The following is a 23,454-nucleotide window of genomic DNA, read 5'->3' on the forward strand; positions in this document are numbered from 1 at the left end:
ATGCAAATAAGAGATTTAAGCAACACGCCTTTTAACGATATTATGGTGTGCTTTTTTCAAGCTTTCCATGATTATTATGTTGATTTGTTTAAAGACCATGGGTATTATGAAGAACGCTGGAGGATGGCCAAAGTGCAATATGACCTATCCTTTGGTGTTTTTCACCATGGCAACCTAGTTGGTTTTGTACTACACGCCATAGATACTAGGGATGGTTTGCTTACTGCCTATAATGCCTGCACTGGTGTATTGCCCGAGTACCGGGGCCAAAAATTGATCCATTCAATTTATGATCACTCCATCCCAATATTTAAGGCAAATGGAATTAAGAGATGTACCCTGGAAGTGATCACTGAGAACATTCGAGCCATTAAAACCTATACATCCATTGGTTTTAGGACCACCAAACTTTTTCATTGCTTCAGTGGAAATCTGAATGGTGTACAGGTGCAGGACCAAGAAATTCGTGAAGTTGAATTCGATGTAAAATCCCTGATGTCCCATTCAAGCCAACAATGGTATTCGTGGGAAAACCATGTTCGCGCCTTGGCTCGTGGAAATTTTCGGGCATTTGAAATCCATGTTAACAATCAGGTGGAATCTTTTTTCATAATGGCACCAACTGGCGGATACGTGGCACAGATTGAGGTGATGACAGACAATATCCTTGCTTGGGATCGATTATTTTCGATAATGTCAAGGCACTCGGCACACATTAAGATCAACAATGTGGATAGTAGGCTGTCCGATAAAATCACTCATCTATTAAAAGCGGGACTCCAAAACAAACTGAACCAGTTTGAAATGGAAATGACGCTCTAAAAATTTGGGGCCGCCCCCAAACCAACAATCTCTTGATCCAAATCAAGTATTTTTTTCCATCTACCAAGCAACTTTGTGGAACAAAAATCAAGAAACATGAGTACAAGAAAAATTGTAATCAAAGGAGGCACGGTATTGACATTCCAAAATGACAGATTGGTTTGTGATAAGCTAGACATTTTAGTAGAGAAAGATACCATAACCTGCATAGAAAAAGAGATTGAGGTTTCCTCGGATATGGAAGTAATTTCGGCCGAGGGAATGATCGTTAGTCCCGGATTGATCGACACGCACCGGCACCTATGGGAAAGTGCCTTTAAAGGAACCGCGAGCAACTGGACCTTGATGGAGTACCTAAATGGGATGCTCGGAGGCATTGCCCCAAAAATGAGCCCCTTGGACGTGTATCTGGGAAATCTATTAGGGGCACTGGAGGCCTTAAACGCAGGAATCACCACCATTTTTGATTGGTCGCACATCATGAATTCGGACGAACATGCGGAAGCGGCCATAAAAGGACTCCGCGATTCCGGTATCCGGGCAAAATTTGGTTACGGAACTCCGGGCACCTCTGTTTGGGAATGGTTCTACGAAAGCAAAAAACCGCACCCTGTCAACGCCTACGATATTAAAAAGAACTATTTCAGCGCTGAGGATGATTTGGTAACCATGGCTTTGGCGATAAGGGGACCGGAATATTCTGAATTGGAAGTGGCCAAACAAGACATTTTGATGGGCAGGGACCTTGGCATCCAAATATCGATGCATATTGGTGGAGGTTCATTTGGTCCTAAGTACAAAGGCGTCCAAAAACTAGATCAGCTCGGTCTTTTGGGCCCCGATTTAAACTTTGCACATGGAAATACCTTGAACGACCACGATTTCAAGTTGTTGGCAGACCATGGTTGTAGTCTATCCATCACACCTGAAATGGAGCTTCAAATGGGATTGGGGCTGCCAGCAACAGGAAAGGCCTTGAAACACAACATCATCTGTAGTCTTGGAGCAGATATGGTTGCCGGTACCTCCGGTAATTTGTTCGATCAGATGAAAACAGCATTACAGGCCGAACGTGCCATTCAAAACGAAAGGCATTTCCAAAAAGGGGAAATGTCCGAGCAATTGGCCATTCAAGATCTGGACATTTTTAAAATGGTCACCATGGGCGGTGCCAAGACCCTTGGTCTGGAAAACAAAATTGGATCATTGGAAGTAGGGAAACAGGCCGATATCATATTGGTAGATTCCCATAAACTTGGTATTTCCCCAATTCACAATACGGTATCCGCTATGGTCCTTTATGCAAAGGAGCATGATGTGGATACTGTAGTCATTGCAGGAAATGTGGTGAAGAAAAACGGAAAATTGGTTTACCAAACCACCGATGAATTGATTTTGGAATGCCAAAACAGCGCTGCTGTGATCATGAAGCAATTGAATCCAGAAACCGAACCCAAAATGACCTAAAAACTCAATTTTATAAATGCATCCGGTTATTTTTTGTCGCATTTTTGAGAATTAAAAGCCATACAATGCAACACCGACCTAATCTTTTGGAAGCCTTAAGATCTGTAGAATACCTGAAGTCGGAAAAACGGGAACTATCCAGGCATGAATATTTGTTGACCCCTGGAGTGGTAGAAAACAATATCTATTTTATAGAAGAAGGCGCACTGCGCCTTTTTTACGTTTCCAGAAATGCGGAACACGACATTAGGTTTGGTTATTCCGGTAATATTATCACTTCCTTGGGCTCTTTCCTTACCGGAAAATCATCTGAATACTACATTCAAGCCATTCGAAAAACAATAGTTTACCAAGTGCCAAAGACTGCGTTCTTTCATTTTGTGCACAGTGACCTTCAAAGCATGAAGGAATATGGGGAATTGATGGAGCAATTGGCCTTGCAACAATTGGAAAGGGAACTGGATTTGCTAACGGATTCCCCTTCAGAACGTTATCAACGAGTGCTGGAAAGAAGCCCACAACTTTTCCAGGAAATCCCATTAAAATACATTGCATCTTACCTTCGAATGACACCGGAAACCCTAAGTCGGCTTAGAAATCGCTGATTGCCACAATTCTTGATTTGAATCAATGGCAATCGGACGGATGGGGAGGATATTTGTAAAAAAAAGCAATGCAACTATCCATTGATGAAATGTTCGAAGAATTGACCGAATTGACCCAAAAGGCGATTCAGTTTGGTTATGCACTGAAAAGATTGGAGCACTACCAGTTAAAGTACAAACCCTCATCCAATGTTTGGAACATCTATGAATGTTTGGAGCACCTTAACCTGTATGGTGATCATTATTTACCTGAAATAGAACAAGCCCTGAAAATGTCGAATCCGAATTCGAAAAATTCGAATTACCAGGGAAGTGCTTTGGGCAATTACTTTGTTAAGATTATCAGACCTGTTGAAGGTAAAATCAAAAAAATGAAAACAGCAACTCCGATGAACCCAATTGCCAAAGAACTCAATAAGGGAACGGTGGACCGCTTTATTGACCAACAACAAAAATTGCTGGAGCTTTTGGAAAAAAGCAGGAATCATGATCTAAAAAACATCAAAATCAAAACAACCCTATCCAGATTTATAGCACTCCGCTTAGGTGACACCCTAAGGTTTGTGGTCCATCATACCGAACGGCATTTGGTGCAGGCCGGTGAACTATTGCATAAGGTGGGAAAAAACGTGGAACTGAATATGGCGTAAGTTCCAACGGAGGAGCCTACATCAAATCATTGATCATCAATCAAAAAATGAACATTACATCAACATTCCGATATAGCCTTATACTGCTCCTTGTACTGGTGTGCAGTACAATGTATCCGCAAATGTCATCGAAACAAATTGATGAACTGGCGGGCAACGCCCTCGAAACGTTCGGAGTGGCCGGCGCGTCCATAGGTGTGGTAAAGGACGGTAAAATCATTCATCTAAAGGGTTACGGGGTAAAATCTGTGGACACCGAAATTCCCGTAGCAGAGACAACGCCATTTGCCATTGCATCGTTGAGCAAGGCCTTCACCACCACAGCCCTGGCCATCTTGGTGGATGAGGGAACAATTTCTTGGGATGACAAAGTGATCAAATACATTCCAGAATTTAAAATGTACGATTCCTATGTTACGGAGAATTTTACCATAAAAGACCTGTTGACCCATCGAAGTGGGCTTGGTATGGGTGTGGGCGATCTTATGGGCTATCCATCGGGAAGTGATTTTACCATAGCAGATGTCTTGAACAGTTTCCAATATTTTGAACCCCAATCCCCATTCAGGACCAAATTTGATTATGACAATCTTTTGTATTGGGTTGCGGGGGAAGTAATCGCAAGGGTTACGGATTCCAGTTGGAAACGTTTTGTGGAAAAAAACATCTTTGAACCACTACAGATGGAAAACACCTATTCCAGATTGGAAAATATAGAAGATCTGGAACAAGTTGCAAGTCCACATATAAGGGAAACAAGCGGTATAAGAACCATATCACATTTCAAGGAAAATGTGAATGGTGCAGCAGGCGGTATTTTCTCCAGTGCGGAAGATATGTGCAAATGGATGTTGGTTCACCTTAACCAAGGGAAATACGGAAACAATTTAGAGCAACAATTGTTTTCACCACAAAGCCAATATGAAATGTGGAAAATCAATACGATCATGGATGCCAGTAAGGATCCAAGATACAATTCCCACTTTATGGGCTATGGTTTGGGTTGGTTCGTATCCGATATCCTTGGGAAGAAAAGCTTGGTCCATACAGGTGGAGGGCCCGGAATTATGACCAAAATTTGGTTGCTTCCCGAGTTGGATCTGGGCATCATTATTTTAACCAATACCAGCGAATCCGGTGGGGCATTTTTTTCGTCGGTTTCCAAGACCCTTGTTGACAGTTATTTGGAACTGGATTCCAAAAACTGGATTGCGGTATACAACCAAAGGTTCAAACAACGACAACAACAGGGTGATAGGGTTACCGAAGAGGTTTGGAAGACCATTGATGCCAACAGTGATCCACAGGTAAATCCCGATGACTATATTGGGATATATGAGGATCGTTGGTTTGGCAAGATTGAAATCTATAGCAACAATGGACAATTGTGGTTCAGATCATACCGCTCTCCCAAATTAACTGGTCGCATGTACCATTACAAGGCCAACACTTTTGCCATAAAATGGGAAGATCGGGACCTGCAGGCCGATGCATTTGCTTCCTTTTGGTTAAACGAAGATGGTGTGGCCACCGAAATTAGAATGAAGGGGATATCACCCAACATCGATTTCAGTTATGACTTTCAAGACCTATTGCTGATTCGAACAAAAAACTAAAGCTATTTCATCATCAAACATCAATCATAAAACATCAATCATAAAACATCAATCATCAAATGAAAACACATCTAATTTTAAGTACTGTCCTGATTGTATTTCTGAGCTCCTGCCAGAACACCGAGGACAAAAAATCAACAGCAGCGGGTAAATTGGTTCAAACAGAATCATCCATTGAAAGAGGCAAATATTTGGTGGAAATTATGGATTGTACGTCTTGTCATTCCCCAAAGGTTTTCACACCCGAAGGCCCCATCCCCGATCCAACGCGTCTATTTGGGGGGTATGATGCTGCACAACCCTTTCCAAATTTGACCGAGGAAGAACAGGATTTTGCCAAAAAATGGGTGCTCTTCTACCCTGATCTGACCGCAGCTGTTGGACCATGGGGAGTTTCCTTTGCTGGAAACATTTCTTCCAGTGGCTCTGGTATAGGCTCTTGGACATACGATCAGTTTAAACGGGCCCTGACCCAGGGCAAGTTCAAGGGACTTCAAAATACACGGACCCTTCTACCTCCTATGCCATGGCAGGCGTACAGAGCATTGAAGGATGAAGATATAAGGGCCATTTTTGACTACCTGAAAAGCACGGAGCCAATAGACAATATAGTCCCCAGTCCTATGTAAAATTCAGCGCTCCCGATCAACCATAATTTCATGCCCCTTAAACCCTGTTTGCACTTTGCGAAAAAATGTCGAACTGGCTTGAAACGGAACTATTCCCAGCTTTGAAGCTATGCAAAAGGAAAATTCAATAATCAAAAAACAAAAAATCATGACTGCAAAAAATATACTGACATCTATGCTGTTCCTGTGCATTTCTCCTTTGATTTCGGCACAAGAACTGGTAGAACGAGCTGCAAAAATCGACAGCTTTTTAACCGCTCAAATCGAAGAACACCACATTCCGGCCTTATCGGTTGCCATCATTGAGGATGGTGAGATCAAATGTATCGGTTCCTATGGTACCGCCAATTTGGAGTACGACGTTGACAATACGGAACAAACGGCCTTTCAATTGGCATCGGTCACCAAATTATTGAGCGCAACGGCCATTGCCATCTTGATCGAGGAAGGCAAACTGGATTTGGAAGATAAAGTGAGTACTCATGTGAAGGATCTACCTGAATCATGGGACAACATGAAGATCAAAGACCTGGTTGCCCACCAATCGGGCATTGTCGATCTCTTGGCGCTGAAAAAGGAATTCAATTCAGTTGATGAAGCTATACTGACCGCTAGGGAAAATCCTTTGGATTTTGAGCCAGGGACCAAAACCGTATATGCAGGGGGCGACTATGCCCTAGTGATGAAAATTATCGAAAACATAAGCGGCATGCCCTTTCAACAATTCATGTCCAGCTATGTATTTGATAAAGTTGGGATGAAAAACACCTTATACAACAATATGGAGCAGGACTTCATTTATCGCACACAGGATATGATGCCCAATGCCGCCACTACCTATGTTTGGGACAACGAAAACCAAAAACAGCGGATTTTCTCCATGCTGTTCCCCAAATGGACCTACCCTGCAGGGGGATTGTTCGCCTCCATAGAGGACCTGGCCAAATGGATAGTCGCTTTGGACAAAAACACATTGCTTTCAGAAAAATACCGAAACCTACTTTGGACACCCACACAATTACGAGATGGTGTCAATTCACCTTTCGGCATTGGATGGATTGTGGACAAGTTTGGGGATGTAACAGCCACGGGGCATAGTGGTGGGCCGGCCTTAGCCGACATCATGCGTCTTCCGGACAGGAAAATTACGGTGATCGTCCTGACAAACCAGATTTCACTCCGTCCATTTTTAACATCAAGTGTGCTTAAACTCTATTTACAACCTATCAAAAACTAAAGGGCCTTCCTAACCAACAACAGTAACAAACCTTTTAATAATCAGTCTATGAAATTTTTTAAGAAGGCCGTTTTGCTTTTGGCCGTAACCGGAATTTTAAGTGCTTATGCTTGTTCCAAGAATGATGGAAATGAGCCCGTCAAAGAACCCCAAAAAAGTGAGGTGCCCTCTGCCCTTGTTGGAGATTGGATGGAATCTTGGAGTCTGTACATGCAGTACAACTTTGATCCCTTGTTATATAATCCCGATACCAAGGTATGGTTTCGTGGCAGCCATGATGCCTGGTCCATGGATCCCAGGCCCGGCTTTGGGGTACGAATTGGTGATGCAGGTGATTTCATTTGGGCCATCGTGGAAGGAACCGGTTCGGGAGGATGTCAAATCTATACGGCCGACTATGTAAAAGGAACGGTATCCGTAGAGGGGAACAAAATTACCTTCTACCCGCAGGTAAGACGCCAAAAGTATAACAGTGTCTGCAGTCCTGGCAACAACTTTGACCGGGATGAGGACAAAAGCAGTTTCTCCCTTACCTATGCACTCTCCACCTCCAACAACAATTCGGGTCAGGTGTTCGATGTGCTCACTTTTACCAGTCCCGATGGCTCACAAATAGCATTTTCAAAATTGAAGACCCAATAAAAATTAAATACTCACTCAGATACTAAAAATTATACACATGAAGAAGTTTCAATTTTATTTGGCTGGATTGTTCTTATCGCTCCTAGCCGTATCTTCTTGCCAGAATGATGATGCCGAGGTTTCCATAAACCCTTTGTCGGCAAAAGCGGGCCAAGACAAACAAACCACAGTGGGCGTGTCCGTCTCTTTGGATGGAAGTGCCTCCACGAATGCTGAAGGAAAAACATTTAGCTATGCTTGGCGTGTTAAAACCAAACCTTCCGGAAGTACAGCTACCTTGACCGATAAAGAGACCGCAACACCTGACTTTGTGGCCAACACGGTTGGCTCCTATGTTGTGGAGCTGGTAATCAGCAAGGATAAATGGACCGCAAAGGATGAGGTTAACGTAACCGTTTCCGAGGTAGCTACTCAACAGATGGTCATTATATCCGAGGACATTACCACGGACATGGTTTTGGACGATATTTTCACCGAGGATTATACAAAAGTTGACTATTTGATCACCAAGCCTATCAAGTCTACGGCAAAACTGACCATAAGACCTGGGGTAAGGGTGGCTTTTGCCGAAAATGCAGCCCTAAACATAACTTCTACAGGAACTTTCATATCAGAAGGTGAAGTAGCGGAAGAAAAGAAGGTGTATTTGGTTGGTCAAAATGCAACTGCCGGATATTGGGCAGGGATCTTCATCCAATCCGACAGTGAACAAAACATCATGAAATACACCGAAATCAACCATGCCGGGGCAGAAAATGACCTTTATGCTTCCCAAGCAGCAGTTTGGATGGATAATTTTAGCAAATTGGGTTTTGAAAGTTCCGTTTTTGAGGACAATGCCGGTCTACAATTATATATTGCCCCAGATGCTGTGATAAATTCCTTTGTTACAAATTATTTTATGGGTTCCGATGCAATTGATCATGCTATTGCCGTTCCGGCCCATGAAGTGGAAAAAATTCAACCCGGCAACCAATTTTGGAACGGGGACATTGCCGTTACCACTACCTATCTCGATAGTGGGGAAAACATCGTATGGGGGCAATATTTCTACACCTTGTTGGAAGACCTAAAGGTGATTGATGGCACAACCTTGGAATTGCCACAGTATGCCAGTATCAGGGTCTCGCAGGACAAACAAATTGCCCTCATGAACGGAGGAGCCATAAAAGCCTTGGGTGCCGATGCCAAATGGGTAGAGTTCAAGGGCGTGGAAAACGTTGCCGGCTATTGGAAAGGTATTTTTATTCAACATAGTGGTGCCAATCCTTCCCAATTTGAATATGTAGTGGTGCAAAATGCAGGAAGCTCTCCCTTGGCAGGCAACCAACCGGCATCAATTCACTTAGGACCCTATGGAGTTGCTTCCATTGATTATTCACACATAAACGCAGGAGGCGGGGACGGCATTGAAGCAACTTCGGAAGGTGCACAAATTACCAGCTTCGTTCAAAACCAAATCAGAGGTCAACTAGGGTATCCCATAGCGGTTTCCACTATGAATGTAAGTATGATCGATCACGAAACCTGGTTCAGCAACAATGGGATTCCTAAAGTAAGGGTCGATGGAAACTATCCCATTGCAAGTGACCAAGAAACGGTTTGGCCTGGATTCATGTTCGAAGGCATGAGTTACCACATTAAAGGCCTAAGCAAGGACTTGGTGGTTTGGTCAGGATTGAAACTGGCCGAGGGTGTAATCATCGAAATGGAAAACGATGCCCGAATCGTTGTGGAAGATGCCAATGGCAGACAAGGATACATCAATGCCTTGGGAACAACGGACAAACACATTGTTTTTAAACACATCGATGAAATTGCCGGTAGTTGGTACGGAATTACATTTTCCAATGTCAATGCATCCAATATTTTTGATTACGTGGAGGTACGTCACGGGGGTAAAAAGGTAGCCAATAGCTTTTCGGCCAACATTGTGATAGACAACAGTCCACAAGGTGCCTTGTCCATTACCAATTCGATTATTGGGCAAAGTGGCCAGCATGGCATTGCCATTTTTAATGATCAAAGAGCAAACCTGAAAGATGTGAACATTTCGTATGTTGACATTCCTGAAATTCCGGTGTATGCTTGGCAATAAATTTCAAAAGAAAACTGTTCCATCATAGTTTTTTAATTCATGTTTAGTTAAGCGAAAACCACCAAATGTTCGTATTTGGTGGTTTTTAAATATTGGTAAAAAATCAGCAAAGTGAAAAATGATATCACCTATCTTAGAATGGCGATTGATCTAGCCAGAAAATCAATGGAAAGTGGAAATTTACCTTTTGGTTGCCTATTGGTCGATCAACATGGAGAAGTGCTACTTACAGGAGAGAATAGAGTTAACACGGATAAGGATTGTTTGGCCCACGCCGAAGTCAATCTGATCAGGGAAGCCGGAAAAATATTTGATTTTTCCTATCTGAACAGTTGTACCCTATTCACCAGTGTGGAACCCTGCCCAATGTGTGCCTCGGCCATTTACTGGAGTGGTATTGGAAGATTGGTCTATGCACTTGCCAAGACAAAGTATTATGATATTGCGCAAAGGGAAAATCCAAATTGGGTTTTTGAAATGCCCGTTAGGGAACTGATGGAAAAAGGTGGCCGAAAAGTGGCAATAGTAGGCCCCCTTTTGCAAATGGAAGCATATGACGCCTATTTAAAAATGTTGAAAATCTAAAAGTATGGGGCTTAAAAAATTAAAATTTATTGTTTTCGGTATTCTATTATTGTCAAGTTGTGTTGATGCTGATAAGGATACCATTGAAATTTGGAAGAATGAGATTCGGGAGACCGAAGCCAAATTTTCCAAAATGGCCGCCGAGGAAGGCATTCATAAAGCGTTTTTGGCCTATGCAGCGGAAGACGCCGTTTTAATGCGGCAGGATAGTTTAATCTTTGGCAAGAAAGGCTTGGACCATTACTTTCTTCGGAACACTTCCAAAGATGTGAAGGTTGATCTTAAGTGGGAACCGGATTTTGTGGATGTAGCGCAATCCGGCGATTTGGGATATACCTATGGCACCTATTGGCTTACCGTACAGGATTCCACCGGACATCAAACCCAAAGAGAAGGAGTTTTTCATACGGTTTGGAAAAGACAAATCGATGGAACTTGGCGATTTGTGTGGGATTGATTCCCGTCGACTGAAAATGTACATCTGTCCTTCAACCACCTTTTTTTTATGGACATGAAACCATCAAATCATAAAATCCGTTCAAGTTGATTCCAATGATACAGTTGGCAGTCTTTTTAAATCAATACCAGTAAATTGAAATAAAAAAGCCGAACGGTCGTTCGGCTTTTTTGGTCGGGATGACTGGAAGAATGTGTCTTACATAAAAATCTAACAATCAATATTTTACACTAGTCTGAAAAACTGATTAACCAAACTCTAAATTGTATATAAAACAGCACATTCAGAGGCAAAACTTATGGGTGCTTGCCTAAGTAAATTTAATGAGATTTTCAAAAATTCCGTGATGCTCCCGCACGCAACTGGCCTGTTCGCTAAAAATGTACACCGTACATTTTTTTGACGCTCCATCCTGTCACAGAACCTCCTGCCGACACTGTCTTTTTGCAATTCGGTTCCCACAGCATCATAAACATACGAAAAGGAAAAGCCATGACTGAACAAACGGCCATGGCCTTTCTTTTTATTCTATTTTGCTTACTCCTACCACCACCAGTCACAGACTAGCGGTAGCGGGGATCCGTGGGACATTAAGCTAGTTTCCAGTGTTTGCCTTCATTCCAGAAAAGTAAAAATTTTGGAGGTAGCTTTATGATTATTAATCCTATTTAATTACCCCTTATCGATTACCACAGTTCAATTTCCATGAAATACCTATTTTAGTCAAAACCATTGGCTAAACAAAATGCACAAACCTCTTTTTGCCCTTTTTCTTCTGATTCTTACACAAACAATCCATTCCCAAGCTTTTATAACAACATGGAAAACTGATAATCCAGGTGTTTCGAACAATAATCAAATCACGATACCTTCCTATAGCGGTGGGCCAGGTGATTTTACCATTAATTGGGGTGATGGCACAAGCTCAACCTTTACCAATGGAATAGGTTTGACTCATACCTATGATGTTCCGGGTACATACACTGTTGAAATCACTGGTAATTTTCATGGAATCTATTTCAATGACGGAGGGGACAAGGAGAAGATATTATCTGTAGATCAATGGGGAAGCATACAATGGGCATCGGCACAAGCTGCCTTTAAGGGCTGTCTTAATTTGGACGTTCTGGCTTCAGATACCCCTGACCTTTCCTTGGTTTCTTCGATGAACCAGATGTTTGATAGTTGTTCGTCCCTCATTGGTACACCAGCCTTCAACAATTGGGATGTTTCAAATGTGACAAGTATGGACAGCTTGTTCGCCCGATGTGTTCTTTTCAACCAAGACATTGGTAATTGGGATGTGTCCCAAGTGACCAATTTTGGTGCAATGTTTCTTCAATGCACTTCTTTCAATCAAGATATAGGCGCATGGGATGTTGGCAATGCACGAAGTATGATTTTCACCTTTGGGGATGCGTCCTCCTTCAATCAGGATATCGGTAATTGGAATTTATCCAATGCTACAAGTACATCATGGATGTTCAATGGTGCCAGTTCCTTTAACCAGGATATTTCCAATTGGGACGTGAGCAATGTTACGGACATGACCTCCATGTTTGGTAATGCAACAGTATTTAATCAACCGATCGGTGTTTGGGATGTTGGCAATGTCACCCGAATGGGACAGATGTTCTATCGAGCAGAGGCCTTCAATCAGCCTATTGGCAATTGGAAACTTACAAAGGTAATCACTACAGCTTTTATGTTTTACTACGCCTATGCATTCAACCAAGACATCACCAATTGGGACGTAAGTTCGGTAACGAATATGTCCAATATGTTCAATGGGGCCATAATTTTTAACCAACCGATTGGGAACTGGGACGTTGGCAATGTTATCGACATGACAAAAATGTTCCAATATGCCTATTCATTCAATATGGATTTAAGTACATGGAACGTCTCCAATGTTACTTCCATGGACTCTATGTTTTTCGGAGCCACCATTTTTGATCAAAATTTAGGAAATTGGAATGTTGGCAAGGTTAACAATATGACCAATATGTTCGTAAATATTGGTCTTTCAAGAGAAAATTATGACAGCACACTAATTGGATGGGCAGGACTACCATCGTTACAGAACAATGTTCCATTTGATGCCGGTAGCAGCTCGTATTGTTCAGGAGAATCGGCAAGGTCCAAATTGATTGTAGACCATGGTTGGACCATCACCGATGCTGGAAAGGCGAATTGTCCATTTATAACCACTTGGAAAACAGACAATCCCGGAGTTTCGGATGACAACCAGATCAAAATACCCACATTTCCTGGAGAGACGTACAATTATGCCGTGGACTGGGGAGATGGAAATATCGATACCAATGTAACAACAGATATTGTGCATACCTATGCCAGCCCCGGTACTTATCAAGTTTCTATTAATGGAACTTTTCCCAGAATTTATTTTTTTGATTATTCAGGAGATATTACAACAAATGACAGTGATAAATTAATCGAGATCAACCAATGGGGCTCGTTAGTCTGGCAATCCATGGAATCGGCATTTTATGGCTGTGTCAATGTCGATATTACCGCACAAGACTTACCCAATTTAACCCAAGTGACCAATATGACCCGGATGTTTCGAAGTTGTGCCTCTCTTAAGGGAAACGCTTCGATGAACTTTTGGGACGTATCCAATATCACCAATTTAGGCGGAACCTTTAGTGATACGGCTTTGTTCAATCAAGATATTGGTAAATGGGATGTAAGCAGTGTAACCAGTTTAAACGGAACCTTTTCAGATGCGAAGGCCTTCAATCAAAATATAAATCAATGGGATGTTGGCAATGTGACCAATCTCGGAGTAGTTTTTGGAGGTGCCTCTTCTTTTAATCAACCACTAAACAATTGGGATGTTTCAAAAGTTCAGGATTTTCATGCAGCTTTTTCCTTGACCCCTTTTAACCAGCCCCTTAGTAATTGGAATACCTCAAGTGGATTAACTATGCATGGTATGTTCTCAGGTGCTGAAAATTTCAATCAAGATATTGGGAACTGGGATGTATCATTAGTAGAATATTTTTCAACAACATTTCAAAATGCCAGATCTTTCAATCAAAATATATCTAGTTGGAACACATCAAATGCTACTGATATGAGTGGTATGTTCGAAGATGCCATTTCCTTCAATCAAGATATTTCAAATTGGGACACTTCAAATGTTACTAGTATGCTGGCCATGTTCAACAGAGCAGAGGCCTTCAATCAAAATATTGGCAAATGGAATGTGGACAAAGTAACCACAATGTCAACAATGTTTTGGAACGCAAAGAAATTCAATCATTCCTTAAGGGATTGGAACGTTGCCAATATTGTTGATATGTCGTATATGTTCAATGGGGCCATTGAATTCAATCAAAATATAGGGAATTGGGATACTTCAAAAGTAACAAACATGAATGTCATGTTTTTTAATGCCGTTGCCTTTGATCAAAATTTAGGCAACTGGGACGTTTCAAACGTCTCTGATATGACCAACATGCTGGTGGGCACATCGTTATCATTACAAAATTATGACAACACTTTAATAGGCTGGGGCAATTTACCATCCGTACAAAGCAATGTCCAATTTAGTGCCGGAAATAGTCAGTTCTGCGATGGTGCTGATCAAAGACAGGTTTTATTGGATACATATGGATGGAATATCAGCGATGGCGGCAAGGCGCCCTTGTGCAATGAAGACAATGATGCCGATGGTGTGCCAGACCATATTGATGCCTGTTTGGACACTGCACCCGGAACACCAGTAAATGCTAGTGGCTGCGATGCAATAGCCAATGATGCCATCCAAGTTTATGTACTCACCCCAAGTTGTTTGGACAGTTCAGACGGTGCAATCGAACTCAACATGGATGGTTCTGGATATGAAATGGATATTGCCATCGTGGGGGAAGGAATTACAAGACAATTTGATAACGTCCCCTCTGGCTCCATTTATAAAATCACTGATTTGGCCGTTGGCACGTATTCACTGTCAATTGCAATTCCTGAAATTGCGTTTGAACGAAATTTTGTTATAACCATAAATGCATTGGGGGCTTTGAGCGGCAAAAGGCAATCGCTCGATTTAAACCGTAAAACCGCCTCGTATATCGTTTCAGGGAGCAAAAACTATACAGTTTCCGTTAATGGTGAACTTAAACAATTTCAGTTTGAAAATACTGAGGAACACATTATTTCATTAAATCAATTGAATGGGGAAACCGAAATAATAATAACCGGAGAAAGCGATTGTCAAGGAAACTTTATGGACACCTTTTTTGTTGATACCTTATTCTCCATTTTTCCAACAATCACTTCTGATATGGTAAACCTATATGGTGATCAGAATATGGAAATAAGCATATTTAGTATGGACGGAAGGTTGGTCTGGAACAATGCTCATATTAATAAAACAAATAGTGTTCAGCGAGTATTGGATCTTAGCTCATTTCGCGCTGGGCTTTATATCGTGAAAATTGTATCAGGTGAGATAAACAAAACAGTAAAGATCATAAAAAGATGAAAAAGCCCTTATCCAAAGGTTTCTTAGGAATATTAATTACCCTATCCCTTGCTTATTCCTGCGGTGGAAGTAGTGGCTCCGAAGAACCTCCGAAAAAAAATGAGGTATTGCCTACAAAAGCCATTGGCACATTGCCTGTTAACGGGGAGCCCTGTGCAGACTATGATGTGGTGGAAGGGGATAATTCAAAAGTATCTGTATTGTTCGCTTGGAACAGTGCCCAAAACGTAGATAGCTATTTACTCGAAATTAAGGAGAGTACCAATCAGGTTTTCAGTCGTTCTTTTACTTCATTAAGTACAAATGTGGAATTGAATAGGGGCAAGACCTACTCTTGGGCATTAACATCAATTAATTCGGATGGACAGACAAAAGGTGATTCCTATTCTTTTTCAACACCTGGCAATCCCCAAGGGAATTATGCCCCATATACAGCAGATATTACGGTGACTTTTGATGCCAATTCCAATTTAATGTATGTGTCTTGGATAGGCAGTGATGAAGATGGAGATGAACTGATCTATGATATTACCATACTTGAAAAAGAAAATCTGATTTTGGATATCAAGGAGTTTAATGGGATGCAAATAGACCCTATTTCCTATGTCTCCAATGAAGAGTACACAATTCAAGTTGATTCCAAAGATACCTTTGGCAATGTTTCCATATCAATAACATCATTGGTGGCGCCAAACTAATTTGTTCCACCTCTTGTAATTGGAACTTTATCTTCAATTATGAGATTCAACCTTGAAACAAAAAAGGCGAACAATTGTTCGCCTTTTTTCGTCGGGATGACTGGATTCACTCCGTGCATCCAAGTAGGGTGAAGTTGCAAATTAAAGCAATGCTTTAATTTCACTTAAGAGAAAAAAGTTCCTTTAAGAAAATAAACTTTCTACAGGAACTTCTTCTTTAACTTGTCGGGATGACTGACCTCATTATGAGGACACAACCCATTAATTTCCAGAATATTATGTCAAATTTCCCAAAATAGGACATCCCATAGGACATCTTCGTGCGAAATAATGATTTTCACAGGGTAAATGTAGTGAATTCATGTCAATTTATATACAACAAATAATTGTTCAATATATTTGGAAGTAAAGGTCAAACATAAATCTTCCTTCCATACTGTAATTCACTAACCAATATTGTTTCCTTTCAACTTGGTAAGTTCCTAACTTCCTACGAAATAGTTTGAATGTCCAGAAGGAAATAGTAAAATTGGAAGGATGGAAGCTTTCCTACCATAGTTAATTGATCTTGCGTTTCAAAAACCAAATATCACCAAGGCTAAGATTTATATTGAATGTATTGAAAGTCTCTTCAACCAAGATTCCTTGGGATGCCCCATATTGATTTCTGTTATAGGACAAATTAAGGGTTGATTTTCGTGATTTGGATAGTGGTATCCCGATTCCCGCCATAATGGAATAACCATCGACCGTACGATCATAAACCTCCAAATACCCAGTATCGTAGTTCATTCCAGCTCTAAACTTTATTTGCTTCCAATAGTTATAGCTTTGATCATCAATGACATATTCCATACCAAACCCAACAACTTTCTGGTCGATAAAACTTCCGATGTTGTCATGTTGATCGGTAGCATTCCAAAAATTATAGGAAAAATCCAAGTTTAAAGCCCATGATGCATTCGGAGTGTAGACAATCCCTCCTCCCACTTCCAAGGGAAGTTCAAAATTTGGAAGGTGTTCGCCAGTGGTATTTTCGATGATTTCCGGTTTCGGAATCAAACTAACCATTTTGGAGACCTTACGGTCATGGGTTACTTTCAATGTTGTCGGCATTCGCATCCTAAAACCGAATTTCAATTGATCTACAATAGCACCTTGTACGCCCAAATCAATCCTTACGCCGGAATATTTATTTTTATCTTCTACAAATAATGAATTGTAGTTTGATTGTATTTTTTGCGTTTCTTTAATGGTGCCAAAATAATAGGATAATCCCATCCCCACTCCAAACTTATCCGTCATCCTATAGCCATAGTTAAATCTCAGGTCATTCAATCCTCCTGAGCCAAAAACATTGCTGACAAAGGTGTCGTATGAACCTTCGATATTACTTTCCACCCCGATGAGTGCATAACCAACATCCGAATAAGGTTCGAGCGTCAGACCGAATCCCGATCTTTTGGAAATCGTTGAGGCAATGGCAATGCTCGAAATGTTCCCTGCCAATCTTTTTTCTTCCTTGCCCCTACTTGAAATGGAACTCAATTCAGCTGTCAAACCGAAATCGTACAAAAAAATGTTTTCCGGAATGTCCGCAAAGGAAGCTGGGTTCTGGGTATTGATCAAGTAATCGGATTGAAGGGCATACCCCCCACCCCCTAGGGCACTGTTTTTTCCAATGTTGGACTTTGTATTCACCCCGATTCCAAAAAGAGAGTAAGGTGATGCCGTAATTGTATTGGTTTGCCCCATCATCAGCCATGGCAAAAATCCTACTAAAAGGAAGCACTTATTCATCATAAATTGCATATGTGATTATCAATTTGGGCTCAAAATCCTTGCTTCCCGAACCATGCAATACAACTCGATCAAGAGAGTGTTGAAATGCACTCGGCATTAGAATCAAAGCATTGTCAATCTCCGGTGCTTCCTCTAGCTCCTGTTCGATATAGGTTGTGACCGGAATCTGGTATACCAACCCATTAAATTCTTGATCACTCCCCCCAAATCTCCCATATACCAAACCATTGCCATTCTTTACAAAGGATGAAAATTCATTGTTTTGATCAACTACCTGAACCTGAAGTGAGTCCCGCAATGGGAAGTAATCGTCATACGAATCCAACAAAGGGGTAATCTCCAAAACGGCACTCAAAATAGTACCTGTACCTGGCAAGTCCCCAATATTCTTTATGGTCGGAAACTCGATCCGGGTCACATACCCGGTTCCGGATTGCATGAAGGTCATATCATTGCTATCCTCCGAGAATAGGTCGGTTTCCTGATCGATCAGCGCAGTCAAGGGCAACCCGGTCACATCACTTGTTATACGATTGAATGCATTCAAGCTATGGGTTTGCTTGATCACAAAGTCCAAAAAAAGATCATCCCCATCATCTTCGTCCCCATTGTCGAATTCTTCTGGAAGCGAATAGTAAAAACGCAACATGGTCCGTTCCGTACTTTTTGAAAACCCGATAACAGTTGAATTGCCATTGGTCAATGGACTTAAAACAATACCCTTGAACTGTTCGATAAAATCCTCATCCCCGGAGATGGACTTTTCCCTTAACAATTCAAAAATATCCGCACCGAATAATCTGGGAATAGAGATATGAAGGGAATCCTCACCCATAGGTTCGGGATAAAAGGATTTGGTGATCATGGGGATGGTATCGTACCTCAATGAACTTGTGTTGTAAAAGGCATCCTCTGTGGTTTCAAAATCCTCCAATATTCGATGAACACGGATGTGGGACAGTTGAAGTGTATCATTATAAAAATAATGGTCATATCCCAAAATAAGCGCAATACTATCCAATTCGGCATCATCTGGGACATGGTAGTCCATGGCCGTTAATTCCATGTAGCTTTCACTTTTTACGGCACCAAAAAATTGATCGATATACCGTCCGACCAAAAGCCTGTCCTTACTTGATGTAATTATGCTGTCAAACTTGAAAGTGCCAGTCCTTACATCAAAGGTGTCAATCTCGATCAACCTGACCGCTCTATCCGTGAATTCTTGGCCCACTTCCAATGTAGGAATATCACGTTCTTCCGTGGAGCATGAAATCACAGCCAACACCAAAGACACCAAAAACCATCCTTTGTACTTCATTGATAACAGTTCTTTTGTCAAAAGACGTCCAAAGAAATTGCACCATAAAATTTTATAAACCAGAAGGGCAATCCTTTAAACCAAACAAAGGATTTACTAAACGAAGGCAATCGAATAAGGTAATAGGGCCAAATACGGCATTCATTTAAACTTTTTCCCGTTTGGTTTATCTTTTTTCCCAGAGAAACTCACCAGCCTTAGTTTTATCAAAAAATCCAGGTGGTTAAACTATTTATCAGCTGTCTAATACTTATTACAATGCATGCAAGGATAGCGGCACAAACCGAAAAAGAGATGGCATACCTTGATTACATCTACGAGGTCGTTCCTTCGAATAGCAATTATTCTTGGGAGCGGCACAACCTAGGCATGTACTACTCCAAAGACCTTGCCCCGAAGGTAAACTATGGTTTGTCGCTCAACATGCGAAGACAGCAATCTTGGTTTTACGATTCCCCCAAAAATTATGGTATGGAGGAACCTGATGAGCTTTTTAGGCTGGAAACCGGAGGGACCCTATCGTGGCAAATGACAGATCAGTGGAAATTGGATGCCGGATTTTCAATATTTACAGCCTCCGATTTCAAAGAGGCTTTGGACCTCTCGGAAATCCAACACTCTGGTAAGCTAATATTGGCAACCGTTATCGGGACAACCACCCCAAATCAACAATTAAGCTTTGGGTTTGGATATGGTATTTTAAGGAAACACCCCCTGCTCTACCCCATTCTTTCATTTTCAAGATCCTTGTCAAAGAACATAAACGTAGATATCGGTTTTCCACGTACCACGGTTCACTATAGCATTGACGAACGGCATGAAATCAGGACTTCTGGATCATTTAAGGGGGAATACACCAATATCCATCTTCCTGTAGGCACGCCCGACGACCTTCCCCATGGAGAAATGAGGCTTGCCCAATATGCCATTGATGTCAACATTGGATATACTTATAAAATACAACCCCAATGGTATACGCTGATCAAAGTGGGATATCTGATCGATAACACGGCCGTGATCACGGATGGACAGGGCAACATTGCCTATGATCTGTCAACTGAACCGTCCGTTTACCTTTCCATGGGATTAACCTTTAAAATACGTGACTGATATTATGAAATTTAAACTTTTGAACATGACGATTAAAACAATTCTATATGGACTTGTACTGTCCTTATTCACCGTAACTGCCATTACCTCCTGTTCCAGTGATGATGACGATGACGAATGGGGCAACTGGGTAGACCGTTCCGTGCTAGATGGTATACCCAGAGGTAATGCGGTTGCCTTTACCATAGCCAACAAGGGATATATGGGTACCGGTTATGATGGTGATGATTATTTAAAGGATTTTTGGGTATATGATATAGAAGGTGATTATTGGAGACAGCTTGCCGACATGCCCGGTATCGAACGAAGTTCCGCAGTGGGCTTTACCCTCAACGGGGACGGTTATGTTGGCCTGGGATATGATGGGGACAATGAATTGGCGGACTTTTATAGATATAATGTGGAAAGCAACACATGGGATTCCATTGCGCCCTTTGGAGGCACTCCAAGACGCGGTGCCACCGCATTCAATTCCAGTTCGTATGGGTATGTGGGAACAGGATACGATGGGGACAATGACAAGAAGGATTTCTGGAAGTATGACCCTGTCAATGATGAATGGATCGAACTCATAGGTTTTGGGGGCAATAAAAGGCGGGATGCCACATACTTTACAATAGCGGATAAAGTGTATTTCGGTACAGGGGAAACCAATGGCCAGTACCTGACCGATTTCTGGGCCTTTGATCTTAGTTCAGAAAAATGGATGTCCCTTTTGGATCTGGACGAAGAGGACGACTACTCCATTGTCCGAAGCAACGCGGTTGGTTTCACCATAGGTACCTATGGCTACATTGCAACGGGAAAAGGTGGTATTGGAGGAGGTATGAACAGCGTTTGGGAATACGACCCTTCCAGAGACGAATGGGAAGAAAAAACAGCTTTCGAAGGCGTGGTCCGGGAGGGTGCCATCAGTTTTTACAACGGAGCAAGGGCCTTTTTGACCACTGGGAAATCAGGCACGCTGTACTTGGATGATACCGCTGAGTTTTTTCCATTTCAGGAGGAGGATGAGGACGATTGATCCAATGATACTTAAATGTGTACGCTACATCAAACCACAATGAAACGTATTTTTGCATTCCTACTGGTTTTGTCATTCCTTGGTTGTGAAAGGACAACATCCAAGGAAGAAGTATATGTCCATGCACAATTGGTCCAGAACGATAAAGAAGAATGGACGTATAGAATCTATCTGGATTCCATCTTGTTCATTCAACAAGACCAAATTCCAGGACGGGAGGGAAAACATGGCTTCAGGACCAAAAAAGATGCAGCAAAAACGGCTGATCTGATTGTTAAAAAATTAAGCTTGGGCCAGGCCCCACATGTCACCCAAAAAGAATTGGTTAAACTTGGGATAGCTTATTGATCAAACCACGAAACAATGATGTTCGGAAATAAAGAAAACCCATTCAAGACAAAAGAGATCTTCATCCATCTGTTCGGATGGTTGTGCCTGGCATCATTCCCATTGTTCATTTCATTCACCATTTTCAGTGAATTCCATCCCATGGCATTTCTACGGGTTTTGTTGCCCCCCGTTCTTTTTTATGTCAATTATGCGTTATTGGCCCCTAAACTCTTATTGAAAAAAAGGGTTTTTACCTATATCGTCACCTCTGTCGTTTTCTTGGTCGGCTTTGAGATTTTGGCACTCAATATCCCTACCTTGATCCCAATCGATAAACTGGATTTGCCCCAAGATGGTTTCCTGTATAGGATGCGCTATGTTGTCATAGGCTTCGCCCTGACGGCCTTCTTTCTTTTTGGGGGTGTGGTCCGCCTGATAAAGCACATTTATATCAACGACAAGCTTTCAAGGCAAAATGATATTCGCAAGACGAGAACGGAGTTGGAATACCTCAAAGCACAATTGAATCCCCATTTCCTGTTCAATTCCTTAAATTGTATCTATTCCCTGGTTAGGGACAACTCCAAGGAAGCCTCAAATGCGGTCATCATCCTTTCAGAATTGATGCGGTACACCCTGTATGAATCCAATCAGGACAGGGTGTTACTGTCAAAGGACATCGAGAACATCAAAAACTATGTCTCCCTGCAAAAACTGCGTCTTTCAAATAGCGAAAAAGTCCATTTGGAGATCAAGGGGGATTATGAGGAGCAAAAGATAGCACCACTCATTATGATGACCTTCATCGAAAACGCCTTTAAATACGGAACTGATTATGATGGCAGGACGGAAGTCCATATTGTGATACAGGTTATAGGAAACCACCTCTTTTTCGATATTTCCAATTTAAAGGGGACCCGAAACATTGATAAGAACAATTCTGGAATCGGGCTGAACAACGTCAAGGGAAGGTTGAACCTGTTGTATCCCCATGCACATAGCCTGGATATCGATAAAGGAGATCGGGAATATTCCGTTAAACTACATCTAACACTTGATTGAAATGAAATGTATCATCATTGACGACGAGCCTTTGGCGCTGAACATCATGAAGTCCTATTGCGAGGAGATTGGCAATCTGGATGTGGTCGGCACTTTTACAAATCCCATGGATGCATCCAACGTGTTGATGGGGACCGAAGTGGACTTGATTTTCCTGGATATTGAAATGCCACAGATCAGCGGATTGGATTTTGTCAAAACACTGGACCGAAAACCACTTTTCATCGTGACCACCGCCTACCATCAATATGCCCTGGAAGGCTTTGAACTGAATGCGGTCGATTACTTGGTCAAACCCATACCTTTTGCCCGATTTGTCAAAGCCGTGAACCGGGCAAGGGAAATATACCTCTTGAAAAGAGATTCGAAAAAGATTCCATTACAAACCGCACCCAGTTCTGGCATCGATCAGATGGATGACCAATTTGTCTTTATAAAATCAGATTATGAGAACATTAAATTAAAGTATTCCGATATTCTGTACATACAGGGATTAAAGGAATACTTAAGGATCCACGTCAAAATAGAAGTAAAAAAACCAATACTCACCCTAATGAGCTTTAAACAGCTCATGGAAAAGTTGCCCGACAATCAATTTCTCCGGGTGCACCGGTCCTTTGTCGTGAACATCGCATGCATAACGGCCGTCCAGCGCAACAAGATCATCATCGGGGACATCCGAATCCCCATCGGAGAGAGTTACAAGGAAACATGTCTTAAACGATTGGGTATAGACTGAACGTAGATTTAATTTCCATATAAATCCAAAAGCTTCTATTACAATGAAT

The 23,454-nt window shown here is 41.7% G+C and carries 20 protein-coding genes; 18 read left to right on the forward strand and 2 right to left on the reverse strand.

The window, feature by feature from the left end:
* The 13 genes from EO131_RS09680 (at position 1) to EO131_RS09740 (ending at position 16,016) form a co-directional block, all read left to right on the forward strand.
* Positions 1-822: a GNAT family N-acetyltransferase gene (locus EO131_RS09680; protein WP_127021265.1), complete on the forward strand. Its 822-nt coding sequence runs from the start codon at positions 1-3 to the stop codon at positions 820-822.
* 96 nt (positions 823-918) lie between these two features.
* Positions 919-2,289 (forward strand): amidohydrolase family protein, encoded by a 1,371-nt coding sequence (locus tag EO131_RS09685; protein WP_127021267.1) that lies wholly within the window; start codon positions 919-921, stop codon positions 2,287-2,289.
* Between the two features lie 65 nt (positions 2,290-2,354).
* On the forward strand, positions 2,355-2,894 hold the full coding sequence (locus EO131_RS09690) for a Crp/Fnr family transcriptional regulator (protein ID WP_127021269.1): 540 nt from the start codon (positions 2,355-2,357) through the stop codon (positions 2,892-2,894).
* A gap of 68 nt (positions 2,895-2,962) precedes the next feature.
* Positions 2,963-3,544: a DinB family protein gene (locus EO131_RS09695; RefSeq protein WP_127021271.1), complete on the forward strand. Its 582-nt coding sequence runs from the start codon at positions 2,963-2,965 to the stop codon at positions 3,542-3,544.
* A 122-nt stretch (positions 3,545-3,666) separates the two neighbouring features.
* Positions 3,667-5,160, forward strand: a complete 1,494-nt coding sequence (locus EO131_RS09700) for a serine hydrolase (protein WP_241243818.1) — start codon at positions 3,667-3,669, stop codon at positions 5,158-5,160.
* A gap of 59 nt (positions 5,161-5,219) precedes the next feature.
* Positions 5,220-5,789, forward strand: coding sequence for a c-type cytochrome (locus tag EO131_RS09705; RefSeq protein ID WP_127021275.1), 570 nt, complete (start codon positions 5,220-5,222; stop codon positions 5,787-5,789).
* A gap of 148 nt (positions 5,790-5,937) precedes the next feature.
* Positions 5,938-7,026: a serine hydrolase domain-containing protein gene (locus EO131_RS09710; protein ID WP_164731661.1), complete on the forward strand. Its 1,089-nt coding sequence runs from the start codon at positions 5,938-5,940 to the stop codon at positions 7,024-7,026.
* 48 nt (positions 7,027-7,074) lie between these two features.
* Complete coding sequence (locus tag EO131_RS09715; protein WP_127021279.1) at positions 7,075-7,668, forward strand: hypothetical protein; 594 nt, start codon at positions 7,075-7,077, stop codon at positions 7,666-7,668.
* Between the two features lie 37 nt (positions 7,669-7,705).
* Positions 7,706-9,766, forward strand: a complete 2,061-nt coding sequence (locus EO131_RS09720; protein WP_127021281.1) for a PKD domain-containing protein — start codon at positions 7,706-7,708, stop codon at positions 9,764-9,766.
* A gap of 111 nt (positions 9,767-9,877) precedes the next feature.
* Positions 9,878-10,351 carry a nucleoside deaminase gene (locus tag EO131_RS09725; RefSeq protein ID WP_127021283.1) on the forward strand — a complete coding sequence of 158 codons (474 nt, stop codon included), beginning with the start codon at positions 9,878-9,880 and terminating at the stop codon, positions 10,349-10,351.
* Between the two features lie 4 nt (positions 10,352-10,355).
* The gene (locus EO131_RS09730) at positions 10,356-10,808 is read left to right on the forward strand and encodes a YybH family protein (protein WP_127021285.1); all 453 of its coding nucleotides are present in this window, start codon (positions 10,356-10,358) and stop codon (positions 10,806-10,808) included.
* 745 nt (positions 10,809-11,553) lie between these two features.
* Entirely contained in the window at positions 11,554-15,318 is a 3,765-nt protein-coding gene (locus EO131_RS09735) for a BspA family leucine-rich repeat surface protein (protein ID WP_127021287.1), read from the forward strand.
* On the forward strand, positions 15,315-16,016 hold the full coding sequence (locus EO131_RS09740) for a hypothetical protein (RefSeq protein WP_127021289.1): 702 nt from the start codon (positions 15,315-15,317) through the stop codon (positions 16,014-16,016). Before EO131_RS09735 ends, EO131_RS09740 begins: the two co-directional genes overlap by 4 nt.
* A 558-nt stretch (positions 16,017-16,574) precedes the next feature.
* On the opposite strand, the gene EO131_RS09745 is transcribed toward EO131_RS09740, so the two are convergent.
* Both EO131_RS09745 and EO131_RS09750 read right to left on the reverse strand, forming a co-directional pair.
* On the reverse strand, positions 16,575-17,819 hold the full coding sequence (locus EO131_RS09745) for a BamG family beta-barrel-assembly machinery protein (protein WP_127021291.1): 1,245 nt from the start codon (positions 17,817-17,819) through the stop codon (positions 16,575-16,577).
* Positions 17,809-19,140 (reverse strand): DUF4270 family protein, encoded by a 1,332-nt coding sequence (locus EO131_RS09750; protein WP_127021293.1) that lies wholly within the window; start codon positions 19,138-19,140, stop codon positions 17,809-17,811. Before EO131_RS09750 ends, EO131_RS09745 begins: the two co-directional genes overlap by 11 nt.
* 294 nt (positions 19,141-19,434) lie before the next feature.
* Between EO131_RS09750 and EO131_RS09755 the strand changes: the two genes are divergently transcribed.
* From EO131_RS09755 to EO131_RS09775, 5 genes are read left to right on the forward strand one after another with little or no spacing between them, the layout of a single operon-like run.
* Positions 19,435-20,250 carry a DUF6268 family outer membrane beta-barrel protein gene (locus EO131_RS09755; RefSeq protein WP_127021295.1) on the forward strand — a complete coding sequence of 272 codons (816 nt, stop codon included), beginning with the start codon at positions 19,435-19,437 and terminating at the stop codon, positions 20,248-20,250.
* Positions 20,251-20,275: 25 nt separating this feature from the next.
* The gene (locus EO131_RS09760) at positions 20,276-21,274 is read left to right on the forward strand and encodes a Kelch repeat-containing protein (RefSeq protein WP_072880473.1); all 999 of its coding nucleotides are present in this window, start codon (positions 20,276-20,278) and stop codon (positions 21,272-21,274) included.
* A gap of 39 nt (positions 21,275-21,313) precedes the next feature.
* Positions 21,314-21,622, forward strand: a complete 309-nt coding sequence (locus EO131_RS09765) for a DUF4907 domain-containing protein (RefSeq protein WP_164731662.1) — start codon at positions 21,314-21,316, stop codon at positions 21,620-21,622.
* A 15-nt stretch (positions 21,623-21,637) separates the two neighbouring features.
* The gene (locus EO131_RS09770; RefSeq protein WP_127021299.1) at positions 21,638-22,666 is read left to right on the forward strand and encodes a sensor histidine kinase; all 1,029 of its coding nucleotides are present in this window, start codon (positions 21,638-21,640) and stop codon (positions 22,664-22,666) included.
* A gap of 1 nt (position 22,667) precedes the next feature.
* A complete protein-coding gene (locus EO131_RS09775; protein WP_072880104.1) occupies positions 22,668-23,405 on the forward strand; it encodes a LytR/AlgR family response regulator transcription factor in 738 nt (245 codons plus the stop codon).
* Positions 23,406-23,454 lie beyond the last annotated feature (49 nt).

It is taken from the genome of Flagellimonas beolgyonensis, from assembly GCF_003992615.1.
GTDB lineage: Bacteria > Bacteroidota > Bacteroidia > Flavobacteriales > Flavobacteriaceae > Flagellimonas > Flagellimonas beolgyonensis.

What these genes read in the sequence shown, in the direction of transcription:
- EO131_RS09775 (WP_072880104.1), top strand. Translation starts at nt 22,668, where the DNA reads ATGAAATGTATCATCATTGACGACGAGCCTTTGGCGCTGAACATCATG.
- EO131_RS09730 (WP_127021285.1), top strand. Translation starts at nt 10,356, where the DNA reads ATGGGGCTTAAAAAATTAAAATTTATTGTTTTCGGTATTCTATTATTG.
- EO131_RS09755 (WP_127021295.1), top strand. Translation starts at nt 19,435, where the DNA reads ATGGCATACCTTGATTACATCTACGAGGTCGTTCCTTCGAATAGCAAT.
- EO131_RS09735 (WP_127021287.1), top strand. Translation starts at nt 11,554, where the DNA reads ATGCACAAACCTCTTTTTGCCCTTTTTCTTCTGATTCTTACACAAACA.
- EO131_RS09685 (WP_127021267.1), top strand. Translation starts at nt 919, where the DNA reads ATGAGTACAAGAAAAATTGTAATCAAAGGAGGCACGGTATTGACATTC.
- EO131_RS09700 (WP_241243818.1), top strand. Translation starts at nt 3,667, where the DNA reads ATGTCATCGAAACAAATTGATGAACTGGCGGGCAACGCCCTCGAAACG.
- EO131_RS09720 (WP_127021281.1), top strand. Translation starts at nt 7,706, where the DNA reads ATGAAGAAGTTTCAATTTTATTTGGCTGGATTGTTCTTATCGCTCCTA.
- EO131_RS09745 (WP_127021291.1), bottom strand. Translation starts at nt 17,819, where the DNA reads ATGATGAATAAGTGCTTCCTTTTAGTAGGATTTTTGCCATGGCTGATG.
- EO131_RS09680 (WP_127021265.1), top strand. Translation starts at nt 1, where the DNA reads ATGCAAATAAGAGATTTAAGCAACACGCCTTTTAACGATATTATGGTG.
- EO131_RS09740 (WP_127021289.1), top strand. Translation starts at nt 15,315, where the DNA reads ATGAAAAAGCCCTTATCCAAAGGTTTCTTAGGAATATTAATTACCCTA.
- EO131_RS09715 (WP_127021279.1), top strand. Translation starts at nt 7,075, where the DNA reads ATGAAATTTTTTAAGAAGGCCGTTTTGCTTTTGGCCGTAACCGGAATT.
- EO131_RS09750 (WP_127021293.1), bottom strand. Translation starts at nt 19,140, where the DNA reads ATGAAGTACAAAGGATGGTTTTTGGTGTCTTTGGTGTTGGCTGTGATT.
- EO131_RS09765 (WP_164731662.1), top strand. Translation starts at nt 21,314, where the DNA reads ATGAAACGTATTTTTGCATTCCTACTGGTTTTGTCATTCCTTGGTTGT.
- EO131_RS09770 (WP_127021299.1), top strand. Translation starts at nt 21,638, where the DNA reads ATGATGTTCGGAAATAAAGAAAACCCATTCAAGACAAAAGAGATCTTC.
- EO131_RS09710 (WP_164731661.1), top strand. Translation starts at nt 5,938, where the DNA reads ATGACTGCAAAAAATATACTGACATCTATGCTGTTCCTGTGCATTTCT.
- EO131_RS09695 (WP_127021271.1), top strand. Translation starts at nt 2,963, where the DNA reads ATGCAACTATCCATTGATGAAATGTTCGAAGAATTGACCGAATTGACC.
- EO131_RS09690 (WP_127021269.1), top strand. Translation starts at nt 2,355, where the DNA reads ATGCAACACCGACCTAATCTTTTGGAAGCCTTAAGATCTGTAGAATAC.
- EO131_RS09760 (WP_072880473.1), top strand. Translation starts at nt 20,276, where the DNA reads ATGACGATTAAAACAATTCTATATGGACTTGTACTGTCCTTATTCACC.
- EO131_RS09705 (WP_127021275.1), top strand. Translation starts at nt 5,220, where the DNA reads ATGAAAACACATCTAATTTTAAGTACTGTCCTGATTGTATTTCTGAGC.